Origin of the sequence: Duganella sp. (genome assembly GCF_039595735.1) — a bacterium.
Lineage (GTDB): Bacteria > Pseudomonadota > Gammaproteobacteria > Burkholderiales > Burkholderiaceae_D > Rugamonas.
Genome location: NZ_JBCNLB010000009.1, coordinates 127,482 through 144,320 on the forward strand (window position 1 = coordinate 127,482; position 16,839 = coordinate 144,320).

The 16,839-nt window shown below is 64.5% G+C and carries 12 protein-coding genes; 9 read left to right on the forward strand and 3 right to left on the reverse strand.

The window, feature by feature from the left end; translation table 11 throughout:
• The first annotated feature begins 375 nt into the window (after positions 1 to 375).
• The 8 genes from ABDW57_RS16900 to ABDW57_RS16935 all read left to right on the forward strand — a co-directional run bounded on the left by ABDW57_RS16900 (position 376) and on the right by ABDW57_RS16935 (position 11,987).
• Positions 376 to 1,167: an MHFG family PEP-CTERM protein gene (locus ABDW57_RS16900; protein ID WP_343731339.1), complete on the forward strand. Its 792-nt coding sequence runs from the start codon at positions 376 to 378 to the stop codon at positions 1,165 to 1,167.
• 127 nt (positions 1,168 to 1,294) lie between these two features.
• Entirely contained in the window at positions 1,295 to 2,116 is an 822-nt protein-coding gene (gene map, locus ABDW57_RS16905; RefSeq protein WP_343731340.1) for a type I methionyl aminopeptidase, read from the forward strand.
• 18 nt (positions 2,117 to 2,134) lie between these two features.
• A complete protein-coding gene (locus ABDW57_RS16910) occupies positions 2,135 to 4,702 on the forward strand; it encodes a [protein-PII] uridylyltransferase (protein ID WP_343731391.1) in 2,568 nt (855 codons plus the stop codon).
• Positions 4,703 to 4,726: 24 nt separating this feature from the next.
• A complete protein-coding gene (locus ABDW57_RS16915; RefSeq protein WP_343731341.1) occupies positions 4,727 to 5,476 on the forward strand; it encodes a pseudouridine synthase in 750 nt (249 codons plus the stop codon).
• 205 nt (positions 5,477 to 5,681) lie between these two features.
• Entirely contained in the window at positions 5,682 to 6,359 is a 678-nt protein-coding gene (locus ABDW57_RS16920) for a PilZ domain-containing protein (RefSeq protein WP_343731342.1), read from the forward strand.
• Positions 6,360 to 6,412: 53 nt separating this feature from the next.
• The gene (locus tag ABDW57_RS16925) at positions 6,413 to 9,802 is read left to right on the forward strand and encodes an ATP-binding protein (RefSeq protein WP_343731343.1); all 3,390 of its coding nucleotides are present in this window, start codon (positions 6,413 to 6,415) and stop codon (positions 9,800 to 9,802) included.
• Complete coding sequence (locus ABDW57_RS16930) at positions 9,786 to 10,688, forward strand: response regulator (RefSeq protein WP_343731344.1); 903 nt, start codon at positions 9,786 to 9,788, stop codon at positions 10,686 to 10,688. Before ABDW57_RS16925 ends, ABDW57_RS16930 begins: the two co-directional genes overlap by 17 nt.
• A 24-nt stretch (positions 10,689 to 10,712) precedes the next feature.
• Positions 10,713 to 11,987, forward strand: coding sequence for a DUF445 family protein (locus ABDW57_RS16935; protein WP_343731345.1), 1,275 nt, complete (start codon positions 10,713 to 10,715; stop codon positions 11,985 to 11,987).
• Here the strand turns inward: ABDW57_RS16935 and ctaD are convergent.
• The 3 genes from ctaD to ABDW57_RS16950 are packed head-to-tail and all read right to left on the reverse strand — an operon-like array spanning position 11,974 to position 15,907.
• Entirely contained in the window at positions 11,974 to 14,460 is a 2,487-nt protein-coding gene (gene ctaD / locus ABDW57_RS16940; protein WP_343731346.1) for a cytochrome c oxidase subunit I, read from the reverse strand. The genes ABDW57_RS16935 and ctaD overlap by 14 nt on opposite strands.
• Positions 14,457 to 15,551, reverse strand: a complete 1,095-nt coding sequence (locus tag ABDW57_RS16945) for a cytochrome C oxidase subunit II (RefSeq protein ID WP_343731347.1) — start codon at positions 15,549 to 15,551, stop codon at positions 14,457 to 14,459. The genes ctaD and ABDW57_RS16945 overlap by 4 nt, the downstream gene beginning before the upstream one ends.
• Positions 15,548 to 15,907 (reverse strand): c-type cytochrome, encoded by a 360-nt coding sequence (locus tag ABDW57_RS16950; RefSeq protein ID WP_343731348.1) that lies wholly within the window; start codon positions 15,905 to 15,907, stop codon positions 15,548 to 15,550. Before ABDW57_RS16950 ends, ABDW57_RS16945 begins: the two co-directional genes overlap by 4 nt.
• Before the next feature lie 80 nt (positions 15,908 to 15,987).
• Here ABDW57_RS16950 and ABDW57_RS16955 point away from each other — a divergent pair, with 80 nt between their 5' ends.
• The gene (locus ABDW57_RS16955; RefSeq protein ID WP_343731349.1) at positions 15,988 to 16,833 is read left to right on the forward strand and encodes a c-type cytochrome; all 846 of its coding nucleotides are present in this window, start codon (positions 15,988 to 15,990) and stop codon (positions 16,831 to 16,833) included.
• The last annotated feature ends 6 nt before the right edge of the window (positions 16,834 to 16,839 follow it).

Consider the following 16,839-nt stretch of genomic DNA (forward strand, 5'->3'; position numbering starts at 1 on the left):
CAGGGTTAGTTCTGGAATCCGATCAGTCACCTCGGCAATTGCCAGGCACCCTTGTCGACCGGATTCGCGTGTTTAAGATTAAGGAACACAACATTGCTTAAACCAAATTCAAGCAACCCGAGATTCTACCCTGAAAACAACCACTTGGGCAAGCGTTTCCCTCTATGACAGCGCCCCGTCCGCGCCCCAGGCTGGTGCATGCAAGATGCTAGTGTTGCGCTGCGGCGCGCCAAAGTAGTGCGCGGCATCAAATAATTCCTCCAAGCACGCCCGCAGATGCAGAAAATGTAATATCATCGCGGAAATCAAAGTTTAAGATTATTAACCCATCGCCGCGCCCAACCCCTGCGATAGCGTTTAGCCCCGAGAGATCACATGCCCTTACTGCTAGCTGTCACACTCGCTGCCGCCACCGTCCAACCCGCCTGTTCGTGGGACAATCCGGGGCACAACCCCTATACCGGCGGCGCCGCTGCCGCCATCGACCGCTATACCGACATCCCGGAAGCCGTGCGCAGTACGCTCAAGCGCCGCATGGAAGAAGGCCAGTCCGACGACAAGGTCAGCATCACCCGCGGCACCATTGCCGGCAAGTACCAGTACGATCCCGCCATCCGCGACATGCACTTTGGCAAATCGTCGGTATGCGCCACCGTCACCCGCGATAAATGGGCCGAAACCCGCGTGGAGCCGGGCGCCGTGTATTGCGTCGACAAGCACTGCATCCTGGTGCCGCGCATCTGCGGCAACGTCAGCCGCGTGAACCGCACCCCTGCGGCCGCGGCCGCCGCTGCCGCCGCGCCGGAAAAGCAAGAAGACCGCGAGCTGCACATCCCGGGCGAACTGGCCGATCTGGGCCTGGAAGACCCGAACATGATGGACGACAACCCGCTCACCGCCCAGGAACTGGCCGAGCGCCGCGCGGCCGCCGAGCGCGTGCTGGCCGCCATGGGCGACGCCGACCTGGAAGCCGAGCAACTGGCCGCGCTGCTGGCAGCCGACCGCGACATGTCGCGTTTGCGCCCCGGCGTGTTCTCCGGCCAGGACGGCGAAGGCCCGTCGCCGGCCGCCCCGGTGCCGGAAGCCGACACCTGGGCCATGCTGCTGGCCGGCCTCGGCCTGGTAGGCTGGCAAGCCCGCCGCCGCGCCCGCAAGGCAGCCCAATAAGCGCGGCGGCGACAGCCGCACGCGACTGCCCCGCCGTCGTTTATAATTTCGACATATTGCACGCCAGGCCGCCCTCCGGGGGCGCGCCGGGCGTGTTCACCGTTTACTTAGCTGATTGCGATCCAATATGTCTATTTCCATCAAAACCGCCGAAGATATCGAAGGCATGCGCATTGCCGGGCGCCTGGGCTCCGAAGTGCTGGACTACATCACCCCCTTCGTCAAGCCCGGCGTCACCACCGGCGAACTGGATCGCTTGTGCCACGAATACATGGTCAACGTGCAGGACACCATCCCGGCGCCGCTGAACTACTGTCCGCCCGGCTACACGCCCTACCCCAAAGCCATCTGCACCTCGGTCAACGACGTGATCTGCCACGGCATTCCGGGCGACAAGGTGCTGAAGAACGGCGACGTCGTCAACCTCGACATCACCGTCATCAAGGATGGCTACCACGGCGACAACAGCCGCATGTTCTTCATCGGCGAACCATCGATCCTGGCCAGGCGCCTGTCGGAAGTGACCTATGAATGCATGTGGCTGGGCATTCAGCAGGTGAAGCCGGGCGCCTTCCTGGGCGACATCGGCCACGCCATCCAGCAGCACGCCGAAAAAGCCGGCTACAGCGTGGTGCGCGAGTTCTGCGGCCACGGCATCGGCAAGGTGTTCCACGAAGAGCCGCAGGTGCTGCACTACGGCCGTCCGGGCACCGGCGTCAGGCTGGAAGCCGGCATGGTCTTCACCATCGAGCCGATGATCAACGCCGGCCGCCGCGAAATCCGCGAAATGGGCGACGGCTGGACCATCAAGACCAAGGACCGCAGCCTGTCGGCCCAGTGGGAACACATGATCCTGGTGACCGACACCGGCTACGAAGTGCTGACGCTGTCGGCCGGCAGCCCGCCGCCGCCGGCCTTCATCACCGGCGGCGCGGCCAAGGCAGCGTGAGCCGTGAACGCGGCCGTGATGAAGAAGGAGCTGCGCGAGCAGCTCAAGCGTCAGCTGAAGGCTGACCGCCAGGTCGTCATTGCCGCCTTCAAGGAAGACGGCAAGCCGGAAAAACTGCTGCGCAGCCTGCGCCAGACGGTGGACGCGGTGCTGTGCACCGCCTGGCACGCGGCCGGCCTGCCGGACAGCACGGCGCTGGTCGGCGTCGGCGGCTACGGCCGCGGCGAGCTGTTCCCCTATTCCGACGTCGACCTGCTGATCCTGCTGGAGCAGGCGCCGGACGCCGACACCACGGCCAAGCTGGAGGAACTGGTGCAGCTGCTGTGGGATCTGGGCCTGGAAATCGGCCACAGCATCCGCACCGTGGACGAGTGCCTGAGCGAATCGGCGGCCGACATCACGGTCCAGACCAGCCTGCTGGAAGCGCGCCTGATCTGCGGCGACCAGCAGCTGTTCCAGCAACTGGAAACCCGCTACGCGGCCGCCATGGACCCGCGCGCCTTTTTCCACGCCAAGGTGCTGGAGATGAAGCAGCGGCACGCCAAGTACGAGGATACCGCCTTCAGCCTGGAGCCCAACTGCAAGGAAAGCCCGGGCGGCCTGCGCGACCTGCAGGTGATCCTGTGGCTGGTGAAAGCGGCCGGCCTGGCCAATTCCTGGCGCACCCTGGCCACCAGCGGCCTGATCACCCAGACCGAGGCCAAGCAGCTGATGGAAAAGGAGCGCGCCTTCAAGGATATCCGCGTGCGCCTGCACCTGCACGCCGGCCGGCGCGAAGACCGGCTGGTGTTCGACGTCCAGACCGCGATTGCCGAATCGCTGGGCCTGACCGCCACCGGCAGCGGCGTCCACATGCGCCGCGCCAGCGAATACCTGATGCAGCGCTACTACTGGGCCGCCAAGACGGTTACCCAGCTCAACACCATCCTGCTGCAAAACATCGAGGAGCGCCTGTTCCCGCAATCGGGCGAAGCGGTGCGCATCAACCAGCGCTTCAACGACGTCAACGGCCTGATCGACATTGCCGAGGACGACACCTTTGAGAAAACCCCGTCGGCCATGCTGGAAATCTTCCTGCTGATGACCGAACGGCCGTCGATCAAGGGCATGACCGCGCGCGCCACCCGCGCGCTGTGGCACGAGCGCTTCAAGATCGACGCCGCTTTCCGCGCCGATCCGGTCAACCGTTCGCTATTCCTGCGCATCATGCAGGCGCCGGTGGGCATCATCCACGCGCTGCGCCGCATGAACGACCTGTCGATCCTGGGCCGCTACCTGCCCAACTTCCGCAAGATCGTCGGCCAGATGCAGCACGACCTGTTCCACGTCTACACGGTGGACCAGCACATCCTGATGGTGGTGCGCAATATGCGCCGCTTCACCATGGCCGAGCACGCGCACGAATACCCGTTCTGCAGCCAGCTGATGGCCAACTTCGCGCAGCCGTGGGTGCTGTTCCTGGCGGCGCTGTTCCATGACATCGCCAAGGGCCGCGGCGGCGACCACTCCGAGCTGGGCATGGCCGACGCCGAACAGTTCTGCCGCGACCACGGCATGAGCGAGGAAGACACCGAGCTGGTGGTGTTCCTGGTCGGCAACCACCTGACCATGTCGCAAGTGGCGCAGAAGCAGGACTTGTCCGATCCGGACGTGATCCAGGCCTTCGCCAGGGTGGTCGGCGACGAGCGCCACCTGACCGGCCTGTACCTGCTGACCGTGGCCGACATCCGCGGCACCAGCCCGAAAGTCTGGAACGCCTGGAAAGCCAAGCTGCTGGAAGACCTGTACAAGATCACCCTGCGCGTGCTGGGCGGCGAGGAACACAGCGCCGACAACGAGCTGCGCAACCGCCAGCAGGAAGCGCTGGCCACGCTGCGCCTGTACGGCCTGGCGCCGGACGCGCACGAAGCGTTCTGGAAGCAGCTGGACGTGGCCTACTTCCTGCGCCACGACGCTTCCGACATCGCCTGGCAGACGCGCGCCCTGTACGAGCGCTTCAACAGCGAACAGCCGGTGGTCAAGTGCCGGCTGGCGCCGATCGGCGAGGGCTTGCAGATCGCGGTCTACATCAAGGACCAGCCGGACCTGTTCGCGCGCATCTGCAGCTATTTCGACCGCAAGAATTTCTCCATCCTCGACGCCAAGATCCACACCACGCGCCACGGCTACGCGCTGGACACCTTCCTGGTCACCGAGCAGAACTTCGCCAAGAGCTACCGCGACATCATCAGCCTGATCGAGCACGAGCTGTGCGGCCTGCTGACCAATCCGGAGCCGCTGCCGGCGCCGGGCAAGGGCCGCTTGTCGCGCCTGTCGCGCACCTTCCCGATCCAGCCGACGGTGGACTTGCGCCCGGACGAGCGCGGCCAGTATTACCTGCTGTCGGTGGCAGCCAACGACCGCACCGGCCTGCTGTATTCCATCGCCAATGTGCTGACCAAGTACAAGATCAACCTGCATACCGCCAAGGTCATGACCCTGGGCGAGCGCGTCGAAGACGTGTTCCTGATCGATGGCGCGGCGCTGTCCAACGCCCGCAACCAGATCCAGCTGGAAACCGACCTGCTGGAAGCCATGAAGGTTTAACCCGTTTTAAAAAAGAGTTTCGCAATGTCTGAAGAATTACTCCGCCTGTCCAAACGCATGTCCGAACTGGGCCTGTGCTCGCGCCGTGAGGCCGATGAGTGGATCGCGCGCGGCTGGGTGCGGGTTGACGGCAAGGTCGTCAACGAACTGGGCACCAAGATTCACCCGAGCCAGAAAGTCAGCGTGGAGCGTCAGGCCGCCGCCGAGCAGTCCAAGCGCGTCACCATCCTGATCAACAAGCCGATGGGCTACGTCTCCGGCCAGGCCGAGGACGGCTACCAGCCGGCCGTGGCCCTGATCAAGCCGGAAAACCGCTGGCCGGACGATCCGTCGCCGGAACAGTTCCACCCGACCCAGCTGCGTTCGCTGGTGCCGGCCGGCCGCCTGGACATCGATTCGGTCGGCCTGCTGGTGCTGACCCAGGACGGCCGCGTGGCCAAGCACCTGATCGGCGAGACCACCGAGGTCGACAAGGAATACCTGGTGCGCGTGGAGTACACCAGGCCGGGCAAGCTGCCGGACAGCGACCTGAAAAAACTCAACCACGGCCTGTGGATGGACGGCAAGCCGCTGCTGCCGGCCAAGGTGCGCTGGCAAAATGACGACCAGCTCAGCTTTACGCTGAAGGAAGGCAAGAAGCGCCAGATCCGCCGCATGTGCGAAATGGTGGGCTTGAAAGTTGTTGGTTTGAAACGCGTGCGCATCGGCAAAGTGAAGCTGGGCGACCTGCCGGTCGGCCAATGGCGCTATTTGCGCCCGGATGAGCGCTTCTGAACCACAGGAATCAAAATTTCTTGCTCTTTTGCAAGCCAAAACGCTGAATCCGCTGTAAACTGCGTAGATCGACCTCGCATTGCAGAAGTCATTATCAAAGAGATATGCCGTCGTGAACGATCCAATACCCAATGAATTTCGCCGCGGGCCTCCCACCCTAAAAGACGCTGTGGAGCCCATCGCGACGGGTTCGAAACCCCATGACATGACCGATGAACATGACATCGGTGATGCCCTGACCTTGCTGGCCGAATCCGGCGAGCCGGTGTCGATCTACCCGTCCAGCGCCACCAACGTGGTGCTCGGACGGCTGAAGTCGGTCGATCCGCAAAATCCCTATTTTGTACTGGAGCTGAATGAAGGCGAATTCCTGCCGCCCGGCGAAGCCACCTTCGTTGCCTGGCTGCGCTCGGCCAAGCTGCAGTTCAAGCTGAGCTCGGAAACCTGGCCGACGCTGCCGGAGCAGCCCACTTTGCTGAACCTGGAATTTCCGCTCAAGTGCCAGGTCCTGAACCGCCGCTCCTCGGCGCGGCTGGAAACGCCGCTGGGCGTGTACTACATGGCCTCCTTTGTCCTCAACGGCAAGCCGTACGAGCTGCAGCTGTACGACTTTTCCGCCGGCGGCGTCGGCATGCGCGCCGCGCCGCGCGACGCGGTCGGCCTGCACGTGGGGCGCAAGCTGCAGCGCGTGCGCCTGGAACTAGGGCCGGAGTCGGTCATGATTGCCGATCTGGAAGTGCGGCTGTCGCGCACCTTCCGCTCCTTCCTGCTGGGCGAGCAGGTGCAGATCGGCTGCCAGTTCACCAATCTGTCGCCGGCCATGGAAGAAGAACTCAAGCGCCTGCTCGACAAACTGAATGCGGGCAAGCAGCGTTTCGCCTAAGTCTGGGCATGTAATTTGCTTAAAAAGCAGCTAGTTCACTAGCTGCTTTTTTTATGACCACGACACAGCGCATCGTCAAAATACGGCGCGATTACAACACCTGGGTGGCCAACGAGACCATCGAGGACTATGCCCTGCGCTATACGCCGCGCGCGTTCCGGCGCTGGTCGGTGTTTCGCGTGTCAAACACGGCGTTTGGCGCGATTTCGTTTCTGGTGCTGGAGGCCATCGGCGGCACCATCACCGTCAACTATGGCTTCATCAACGCGCTGTGGGCCATCATGGCGGTGGGCCTGATCATCTTCCTTACCGGCCTGCCGATCAGCTATTACGCGGCGCGCTACGGCGTCGACATGGACTTGCTGACGCGCGGCGCCGGCTTTGGCTACATCGGCTCAACGATATCGTCGTTCGTGTACGCCTCGTTCACGTTTATTTTGTTTGCGCTGGAAGCGGCCATCATGGCTTATGCGCTGGAGCTGTACTTCGGCTTGCCGCTTTGGCTGGGCTACATGGTCAGCGCCTTGATCGTGGTGCCGCTGGTGACGCACGGCGTGACGCTGATCTCGCGCATCCAGATGGTAACGCAGCCGGTGTGGCTGATTTTAATGGCCCTGCCTTTCATTGCGATTTTCTACAAGCGCCCGGAGCTGCCGGCGCAACTGCTGGACTACGCCGGCCGCGACGGCACCCACGGCCATTTCAATATGCTGATGTTCGGCGCCGCCACCGCGGTGGGCGTGGCGCTGATCACGCAGATTGGCGAACAGGTCGACTTCCTGCGCTTCATGCCGCAGCAGACGCGCGCCAACCGCCTGCGCTGGCACTTCGGCGTGCTGATGGCGGGACCGGGCTGGATTTTGCTCGGCATCGCCAAGATGCTGGGTGGCGCGCTGCTGGCCTGGCTGGCCATCAGCAGCGCCATGCCGCTGGCGCAGGCGGTCAATCCGACGCATATGTACCTGGCCGGCTTCGGCCTGGTGTTCGAACAACCGCACATTGCGCTGGCGGCGACCGCGCTGCTGGTGGTGGTGTCGCAGGTGAAGATCAATATGACCAATGCCTACGCCGGCTCGCTGGCATGGTCCAACTTCTTCGCCCGCCTGACGCACAGCCATCCGGGCCGCGTGGTGTGGGCCGTGTTCAACGCGCTGATCGCGGTGCTGCTGATGGAGCTCGATGTATTCCAGGCGCTGGATCAGGTGCTGGGCCTGTACTCCAACATCGCCATCTCGTGGATTACCGCCGTGGTGGCGGACCTGGTGATCAACAAGCCGCTGGGCCTGAGCCCGAAAGGCATCGAATTCCGCCGCGCCTACCTGTACGACATCAACCCGGTCGGCGTCGGCGCCATGCTGCTGGCTTCCGCGCTGTCGGTGGCGGCCTTCATGGGCATGTTCGGCACGCAGGCGCAGGCCTTCTCCGCGTTCATCGCGCTGTTGACGGCGCTGGCGGCCTCGCCGCTGATCGCGCTGGCCACAGGCGGCAAATACTACGTCGCCCGCCAGCCGGAACATGTGCACAGCAAGACCTGCGTCATCTGCGAGAAGGAATACGAGGCCGACGACATGGCGCACTGCCCCGCCTATCAAGGTTCGATCTGCTCCCTGTGCTGCTGCCTGGACGCCCGCTGCAACGACACCTGCAAGCCGCATGCGCGCGTGGCCGTGCAATGGCAGGAAGCCATGCGCGCCGTGCTGCCGCAATCGCTGTGGCGCTACCTGAGCAGCGGACTTGGGCACTATCTGCTGCTGATGGTCGTCACCGTGCTGTCGCTGGGTGCTTTGCTGGGGTTGATCTACTACCACGAGCAATCGGTGCTGCCGGATGCCGCGCTGCTGCCGCAGTTGCAGCTGGTGTTCTTTAAAATTTTCGCGGCGCTGCTGCTGTTGAGCGGCATCGTCGCCTGGTGGCTGGTGCTGACCAGCGAAAGCCGGCGCGTGGCGCAGGAAGAATCCAACCGCCAGACCGGTCTGCTGACGCGCGAGATCGAATTGCACCAGCAGACCGACGCCCAGCTGCAGCAGGCCAAGCAGGCCGCCGACCTGGCCAATCAGGCCAAGAGCCGCTACATCGCCGGCATCAGCCACGAGATCCGCACGCCGCTGAATTCCATCCTCGGCTACGCCCAGCTGCTGGATAACGATCCGGCGATACCGGCGCACCGCCAGCAGGCCGTGCGCGTGATCCGCAACAGCGGCGAGCATTTGCTGTCGCTGATCGAAGGCACGCTCGATATCGCCCGCATCGAAAGCGGCAAGCTGAAATTCGACATGAAGGAGCTGGACTTCCCGGACTTCATCGGCCAGGTGGTGCGCATGTTCGAGCTGCAGGCGGCCAACAAGGGCCTGAGCTTCCGCTATGAACTGAGCGGCAGCCTGCCCCATTGTGTGCGGGCGGACCGCAAGCGGCTCGGGCAGATCCTGATCAACATCCTCGGCAACGCGGTCAAGTTCACCAGCCATGGCGGCATCGTCATGCGCCTGCAGTATGCGCGCGAGATGGCTTCGTTCGAGATCGAGGACACCGGCCCTGGCATCCTGCAGGAAGAGATAGACCACATCTTCGAACCGTTCTCGCGCGGCAGCGCCAGCGCACATGCCAACGCCAGCGGCACCGGCCTTGGCCTGCCGATCGCGCGCATGCTGACGCAGTTGAATGGCGGCGAGCTCAAAGTCCGCAGCACGCCGCGCGGCAGCGTGTTCCAGGTGCGCCTGTTCCTGCCCAGCGTGCACCAGCGCGACGGACGTGGCGTCGGCGGTGTGCCGGGGGCCGGGCATGCGGGCCGGCGGCGCGCCGCGGCCGCGCCGCAGCGCACCGGCTATCACGGCCCGCGCCGCCGCATTCTGGTGGTCGACAACGAGCGCGTGGACCGCGAGCTGCTGCTCAACATCCTGCAACCGCTGGGCTTTGAAGTCGCACAGGCCGAGTCCGGGCTGGAATGTCTGGACCTCTACGCCAGTTTCAAGCCCGACCTGATCCTGATGGACCTGGCCATGCCCGGCATGGACGGCTGGGAAGCCAGCTACATCCTGCGCCGGCGCGAAATGTCGGTGACGCCGATCGCCATCGTCTCCGCCAATGCGTTCGACAAAGGCATGGAGAACCCGGCCGCGATCCGCGCCGAAGATTTCTTCGTCAAGCCGGTGAATGTGACGGAGCTGCTGGACTGGATCGGTGCCCGCCTGGCGCTGGAGTGGATCACGCAAGCAGCCGCGCCGGCGCCGGCGGCGCCGGCAGCGCTGGTCTTCCCGCCGGAAGAAGTGATGACTGCCCTGCGCGAGCTGATACGGGTTGGCTACGTGCGCGGCATCCAGAAAAAACTCGACGAAATCGCGCCGCACTATCCGCATTTCACCCACACCATGCGTAACTTTGCCGCCCGCTTCCAGCTGGACGCGATGGCAGACTTCGTGAAAGAGAACAATGAACTTCAACAGTGAATCCAGCATCGTGCTGGTGGTGGACGACATCCCTGAGAACCTGGCCGTGCTGCACGATGCGCTCGACGAATCCGGCTACACCGTGCTGGTGGCGAACAACGGCGAGACAGCGCTGATCCGCGCCGCCGAGGCGCAGCCGCACATCATCCTGCTGGACGCCATCATGCCCGGCATGGACGGCTTTGAAACCTGCCGCCATCTGAAAGCCAACCTGGCCACCCGTCACATTCCCGTCATCTTCATGACCGGCCTGACCGAGGCCGAACACGTGGTGGCCGCTTTTGACGCCGGCGGCAACGACTACGTCACCAAGCCGTTGCGCACCAGCGAAGTCCTGGCGCGCATCGCCGCCCACATGCAAACCGCAAGGCTGATGGACCAGGCCCGTACCGCGCTGGATGCCTTCGGCAACGCCGTCATCGCCATGACGCCACGCGACGGCAAGATCGTCTGGCAAACGCCGCTGGCGCGCACGCTGATGCAGGGGTACGCCGCCGATACCGAGCTGCCTGCATGGCTGCAAGCGACCCAGCTGGCGCACAGCCAGGGCCAGTCGCATCCGCCCCTGACGCTGGTGCGCGGCAGCCGCCGGCTGGTGTTCTCGGCGGCGGAGTTCAGCGAGAACGAACAATGGATGATCGTGCTGCGTGAAGAATCCGACACCGCGCAGATCGAAAAGCTGATGGCGACCTTCAAGCTGACGCAGCGCGAGTCCGAAGTCCTGAACTGGGTCATCAAGGGCAAGACCAACCGCGACATCGGCGACATCCTCGGCACCAGCCCGCGCACGGTCAACAAGCACCTGGAACATGTATTCGTCAAGCTGGGGGTGGAAACCCGCACCTCGGCAGCCTCCGTCGCGTTGGCGAAAATGGACCGTTCCTGAGCGATTTGTCATACACTGGGTCGTATGGCAAATATGACCAAAGAAGATGAACTGAGACGCTCCAAGCTGCTGGCCCTTGCGCTGCTTGGCGGCGCCTGCGCGTTGTTTGTGATCTCCTCCCTGCTGCCGCGCGGCTTCTGGACTGACGGCTTGCGCGCGGTGTCGGAGGCCGCCATGGTCGGCGCGCTGGCTGACTGGTTTGCGGTGGTGGCGCTGTTCCGCCGGGTGCCAATTCCGTTTGTCTCGCGCCACACCGCCATTATCCCGAACAACAAGGACCGCATCGCCGATAATCTGGCGGACTTCGTGGAAGAGAAATTCCTCAAGCCGGAATCGCTGGCCGCCGTCATTCTGAAGACCGATCCCGCCACCAACGTGGCCGAGTGGCTGAAAGAGCCGTCCAACCGCAGCTATCTGGCCGCGCATCTGGCCAGGCTGGTGCCGGAAATTCTCGCCACCGCGGATGACGCCCGCATCCAGCAACTGTTGAAGGACGCACTGCACGCCGCCATCGGCAAGCTGGATATGTCACCGGCGCTGGGCACCGTCATCGCCAGCCTGACCAGGGAAGGCCGCCACCAGGAACTGCTGGATGACGGCATGCGTGCGCTGATCGGCATTCTCAATCGCCCCACCACGCGCCAGGTGATGGCCGAGCTGATTACTTCGTGGCTCAAGCGCGAGCATGCGGCCATGGAGCTGGTGCTGCCAACCGAGTGGATCAGCGAGAACGGCGCCGTCATGATTGCCAATACACTGAACAGCATCATGGAGAACATCGCCGCCGACAAGGAGCACAAGCTGCGTCATCGCTTTGACGAGATGGTCCAGAGCTTCGTGGTGCGGCTGCAAACCGATCCCGCTTTTATCGCCAAGGGCGAGGACTTCAAACGCTACCTGCGCGATAGCGACACCTTCAACCGCTACACGCAGGACTTGTGGGGCAGCGTGCGCGACTGGATTCGCGCCGACCTGGCCGGCGACGATTCGCGCCTCAACGCCGGCGTGATCAAGGCCAGCGCGTGGCTCAGCGAGGAATTGCTGGCACACCCCGAAATGCGCGCCTCGCTCAACCAGCACCTGGCCGGCATGGCGCGCACGCTGGCGCCGGCCTTTTCCAGCTTCCTCACGCGCCATATCAGCGACACCGTCAAAGCCTGGGACAACAAGGACATGTCGCGCCAGATTGAACTCAATATCGGCAAGGATCTGCAATTCATCCGCGTCAATGGCACGCTGGTCGGCGCCATGGTCGGCCTGCTGCTGTATTTGATCAGCACCGCAGTCAGCTTGCTGTGATGCGGATGGCCGCGGCCAGACAGCAGGCTTGCAACGTAGTGTAGTGCCAGATCAGCGTGCAGTTATCCAGCGTGGCGCGATTCACGGTGGTGAGGCGGCCGCTCCATGAACGCAGCCACAGATACACCGCCAGGATCGCCAATAACACCGCGTGCAGCCCCTGATAAGCCAGTAGCGCAGCCACCGTCGCGCCCCAGGCAGTGGCGACTGGGTCGAGCCGCGCCGCGATCCAGCTGCCGGTGTCGATGCTTGCACCGGCCAGCATGCAGCACAGCGCCAGCGTGAAGGCCAACCGCTGCCAGCCAGTGGCCGCTTGCCGCCGGGCCCATGCCATCAGCAGCGAGCCTGCCACCAGCAAGCCGCACGCGGCGCCGCTCCATACCACCGGCGGCAAGCCGGCGCCGGGCGGCGGGCAGATATCCAGCCGCATCGCGGTGTGGATATGGGTGAAAACAAACGACGCAAACACGGTGGCGTCCACCACCAGCATGATGATGGTGGCCCACAGCGAATGGGACGTCCATCCGCTGGCGCCGACCGGCAGCACCACAGCGTCGGCCACGCGGGCGGTGCGCATGGCGGGCAGGCTGTCCGACTGCCACATCCAGGCCAGCACCGAGGCCACGGCGATTATCCCGCACACCCACGCCGCGATGGCCATCTGCACTGTCAGCAGCAGAAAGAAGCCCGCCGTGCCGAGTGCTGCGGCGAATGGCCACCAGCTATCCCCTGGCAGCACTTGCAGATACAGCGGCCGGGCAGCCGCCGGGCTGGTGACGATGGTCTCGCGCCGCCCGGTCACGGTGCCGGGCAGCCAATGTGCCCCGGCCTGCACCTCCTCTGGCAGTTGCGGGTGTTCCCACAGCGGCTCACGGGAATGCACCTCCGGAATGCTGCGGGTGGCATAATCCTCCGCCGGGATCCACTCCAGCGTGCCGGCCTGCCAGGGATTGCCATGCTCGCGCTTCGGCCGGCTCAGCGTGCGCGCGGCATCGACCATAAATAGCACGATGCCCGCTGCGAGTATCAGCGCGCCGATGCTGGACGCGAGATTCAGCGCATCCCAGCCCATCTCGGATGAGTAGGTGTAGACGCGGCGCGGCATGCCGAGCAAGCCGCTGATATGCATCGGGAAGAAAGCCAGGTTCATGCCGACGAACATCATGCCAAACACCCAGCGCCCCAGCCGCTCCGAAAGCTGGTGGCCGTTCACCAGCGGCAGCCAGTAATACAATGCGGCGAACATGGGGAATACCAGCCCGCCGATCAGCACATAATGAAAATGGGCGACGATGAAGTAGCTGTCGTGCGCCTGCCAGTCGAACGGCAGCACGGCCACCATCACGCCGGTCAGCCCGCCCAGCACGAAAATGAAGAGGAAGCCCAGCACGAACAGCATCGGTGCATTGAGGCGCGCCTGGCCGCGCCACAGGGTTGCTATCCAGGCGAACACCTGCAGCGCGGTCGGTATCGCCACGATCATGCTGGCGGCCGACACCAGCGTGGACGACCACAGGCTGAGGCCCGCCGTGAACATGTGGTGCGCCCACAGCGCAAAGCTGATCACGCCGACCGCTGCCAGCGCGACCACCACCGGCCGGTAGCCAACCAGAGGCGTGCCAACCAGCGTCGGTATCATCATCGACACCATGCCGGCGGCAGGCAGGAAGATGATGTACACCTCGGGATGGCCGAAGAACCAGAACAGGTGCTGCCACAAGACCGGATCGCCGCCGCGCGCGGGAATGAAGAACGGCCAGTCGTAAGCGCGCTCCAGTTCCAGCAAGGTAGTGCCGGCGATGATGGCCGGGAAGGCAAATACAATCATCAGGGCGATCACCAGCATGGCCCAGGCATACACCGGCATGCGGCTGAGCGTCATGCCGGGCGCGCGCGTGAACAGGATGCCGACGATCAGCTCTATCGCGCCGGCGATGGCGGAGATTTCGATAAAGCCGATGCCCAACAGCCAGAAGTCGGCGTTGATGCCGGGCGAATGCTCCTTGCCTGTGAGCGGCGGATACATGAACCAGCCGCCATCTGGCGCGAGGCCGGCAAACAGGCTGAGGAAAAAGCCGATGCCGCCAGCGGCATAAGCCCAGTAGGCGTAGGCTGAGAGACGCGGGAATGGCAGGTCGCGCGCACCCAGCATGGCCGGCAGCAGGAACACCGAGATTGCCTCCACCACCGGGATCGCAAACAGGAACATCATCACGGTGCCGTGCATGGTGAATATCTGGTTGTAGGTGCCGGCGCTGAGCAGGCTGTTGTCCGGCACCGCCAGCTGGGCACGGATCAACAGGCCGAGTATGCCCGCCAGCACAAAGAACAGCAGCGCGGTGCCGATGTATAGCAGGCCGATAGTGGAGTTGTTGACGGTGGTGATGAATCGCCATCCGCGCGGCGTGCGCCACACGCTTTCCAGTTCTTCGAGTTCGCCCTCGCGGCGCGGCAGTGAGCTGGGCGTGGTCATTTCAGTTGCTCCAGATACGCCGCCAGCGCGTGCAGCTCGTCGCGCGGCAGATCCATACTGGCCGGCATGCGCACACCAGGCTTGATTGCGTGCGGATCAACGATCCAGGCCTCCAGCGCGCCCCGCTCGTTGCGCCGCGCCCCCGCTCCGATGTACACGCGGCTCCCCACATGCGTCAAATCCGGCCCCAACTCACCGGCGCCGGCGCCGGCGCCAGTGCCACCGCCGCTGCCCGCGCGCTCTCCCGCCCGCAGGCCCTCTTCCACCCGCAGGCCCTCTTCTACCCGCACACCCTCCTCCGCCCGCACGCCCGCGCCCACCCGCACGCCTTCTCCCCCAAGGGTGCCCCGGCCTGCCCAACTGCCATCGCCGTCGCTGCGGACGGCGTGGCAGGCGCCGCAGCGCTGTCGTTCGAACACGCGGCGGCCTGCCGCGGCGAGGCTGCCGGCTGCAGGAGGCATGCTTGCTTTGGCCTGCTGCGCCAGCCACGCATTGAATTCCGGAGCGCTCTGCGCCACCACGTGCAGCGCCATCTGTGCATGCTGCTGGCCGCAGTACTCCGCACACTGCGCGCGATACACGCCGGCGCGATCCGCCTGCAACGTCATGCCGTGCAGGCGGCCCGGCACCATATCCACCTTGCCCGCCAATGCCGGCACCCAGAAACTATGAATCACATCCGCACTGCTCAGACCCAGATACACTGGCTGCCCCACCGGCACCCGTATTTCATTGGCCAGCACAATGTCCGGCCCACCGGCGGGAGCCGTATAGCGCACCTCCCACCACCACATCCGCGCCACCACCGCAATCTTCAGCGCATGCTGCGACGACGGCATACTCAATTGCGCGCTGCGAAGCGTCGAAAACGCCAGCAACGCCGACAACACCAGCACCGGCAGCGCAATCCCGCCGCCCCACAACCACCAGCGCACATGCACCATGCGGCGACCGCGCAAACCCATCACACACAACACCATCACACCAACAAAAATCACCGCGGCACCGCCAGTCAACACCCAAGCCAACTGCGCGATGACTTCGGCGTCCGGGCCAGCCGGGTGGAGCGCTGATTGCTGGCGGTCCGTCATGGCAGCGAATACAAATAAGCGGCCATATGGCGCGCATCCTGTTCCGACACGCCCATCGCCGGCATCGTGGTGCCAGGCTTCAGGGCAGGCGGATCGACCAGCCAGCGCACCAGCGTTTCCGGCGCATTCGGCAAACTGCCGGCGATATAACTGCGCCGCCCGAAACTGTCGAGCGGCGGCCCCACCTGCCCGCGCGCCGACTCCACCCCGGCAATCCGATGACACGCGCCGCACTGGTACTGCGCCAGCAACAATTGCCCACGTCTTACATCGCCTCCGGCCACGCGCGCAGGCGCCGGTCCGCTGCTGTCGCAAGCGGCCAGCCATGCCAACGATAAGAGGAAAAGGATGCGCACGATTGGAACCCGCCTTGGCCTGTGGTCTCGATATACTATAAGAATCACAATATTTATGCCGTTTCAACAGGACGCAGGTGATGACCACTTCCCGCCGCAGACTCGTTGCCCTCACCATCGCCGCCACCCTGGCGGTGCTGGCAACGCTCGGCGCGGCGGGCGGTGCACTGGTGCTGTATGGCGGCTTTTACAACGTCGCCTCCACCCGCGCGCACTTCCAGTGGGTCCACAGCCTGCTGGAACTCGGCATGCAGCGATCGGTGCGCCGCCACGCGCGCGACATCGCGCCGCCGCCACTCACCGGCGCGCAACTGATCGGGCGCGGTGCCGGCCTGTATCGCGACAATTGCGTGACCTGCCACGGCGCACCGGGCGTGGCGCAGGACGATATCGGCCAGAGCATGCAGCCGGTGCCCGGCCCGCTGGCCGACGCCGCGCGCCGCTGGCATCCCAACGAACTGTATTGGATCACCCGCCACGGCATCAAGATGAGCGGCATGCCGGCGTGGGAATATCACCTGTCGGACCAGGACATCTGGGCGGTGGTGGCCTTCCTCGTCGCGCTGCCGGCGCTGTCGCCGCAAGCCTATGCCGCCCTGCCCGATCAAGCCGGCCACCCGCAGCGCGCCGCCCGCCCGGCCCACGCGCAAGCCGACGCCCAGCGCGGCCGGCTCGCGCTAAGCCAATACGCCTGCAATGCCTGCCACCTGATCCCAGGCGTCACCGGTCCCGATACCATGGTCGGCCCGCCGCTGCACGATCTGGCGGCGCGCCAGTACATCGCCGGCGGCCTGCCCAACAGCGCCGCCAATCTGACGCGATGGATACAAGACCCGCAGCGCATCCGCCCAAACAGCGCCATGCCGGCAATGGGCGTGACCGAATCCGATGCGCGCGACATCGCCGCGTATTTGCTGCAACCATAAGGAGAA

Coding starts and splice junctions, on each gene's coding strand:
- ABDW57_RS16900 (WP_343731339.1), top strand. CDS start 376: ATGCCCTTACTGCTAGCTGTCACACTCGCTGCCGCCACCGTCCAACCC.
- map (WP_343731340.1), top strand. CDS start 1,295: ATGTCTATTTCCATCAAAACCGCCGAAGATATCGAAGGCATGCGCATT.
- ABDW57_RS16910 (WP_343731391.1), top strand. CDS start 2,135: ATGAAGAAGGAGCTGCGCGAGCAGCTCAAGCGTCAGCTGAAGGCTGAC.
- ABDW57_RS16915 (WP_343731341.1), top strand. CDS start 4,727: ATGTCTGAAGAATTACTCCGCCTGTCCAAACGCATGTCCGAACTGGGC.
- ABDW57_RS16920 (WP_343731342.1), top strand. CDS start 5,682: ATGACCGATGAACATGACATCGGTGATGCCCTGACCTTGCTGGCCGAA.
- ABDW57_RS16925 (WP_343731343.1), top strand. CDS start 6,413: ATGACCACGACACAGCGCATCGTCAAAATACGGCGCGATTACAACACC.
- ABDW57_RS16930 (WP_343731344.1), top strand. CDS start 9,786: ATGAACTTCAACAGTGAATCCAGCATCGTGCTGGTGGTGGACGACATC.
- ABDW57_RS16935 (WP_343731345.1), top strand. CDS start 10,713: ATGGCAAATATGACCAAAGAAGATGAACTGAGACGCTCCAAGCTGCTG.
- ctaD (WP_343731346.1), bottom strand. CDS start 14,460: ATGACCACGCCCAGCTCACTGCCGCGCCGCGAGGGCGAACTCGAAGAA.
- ABDW57_RS16945 (WP_343731347.1), bottom strand. CDS start 15,551: ATGACGGACCGCCAGCAATCAGCGCTCCACCCGGCTGGCCCGGACGCC.
- ABDW57_RS16955 (WP_343731349.1), top strand. CDS start 15,988: ATGACCACTTCCCGCCGCAGACTCGTTGCCCTCACCATCGCCGCCACC.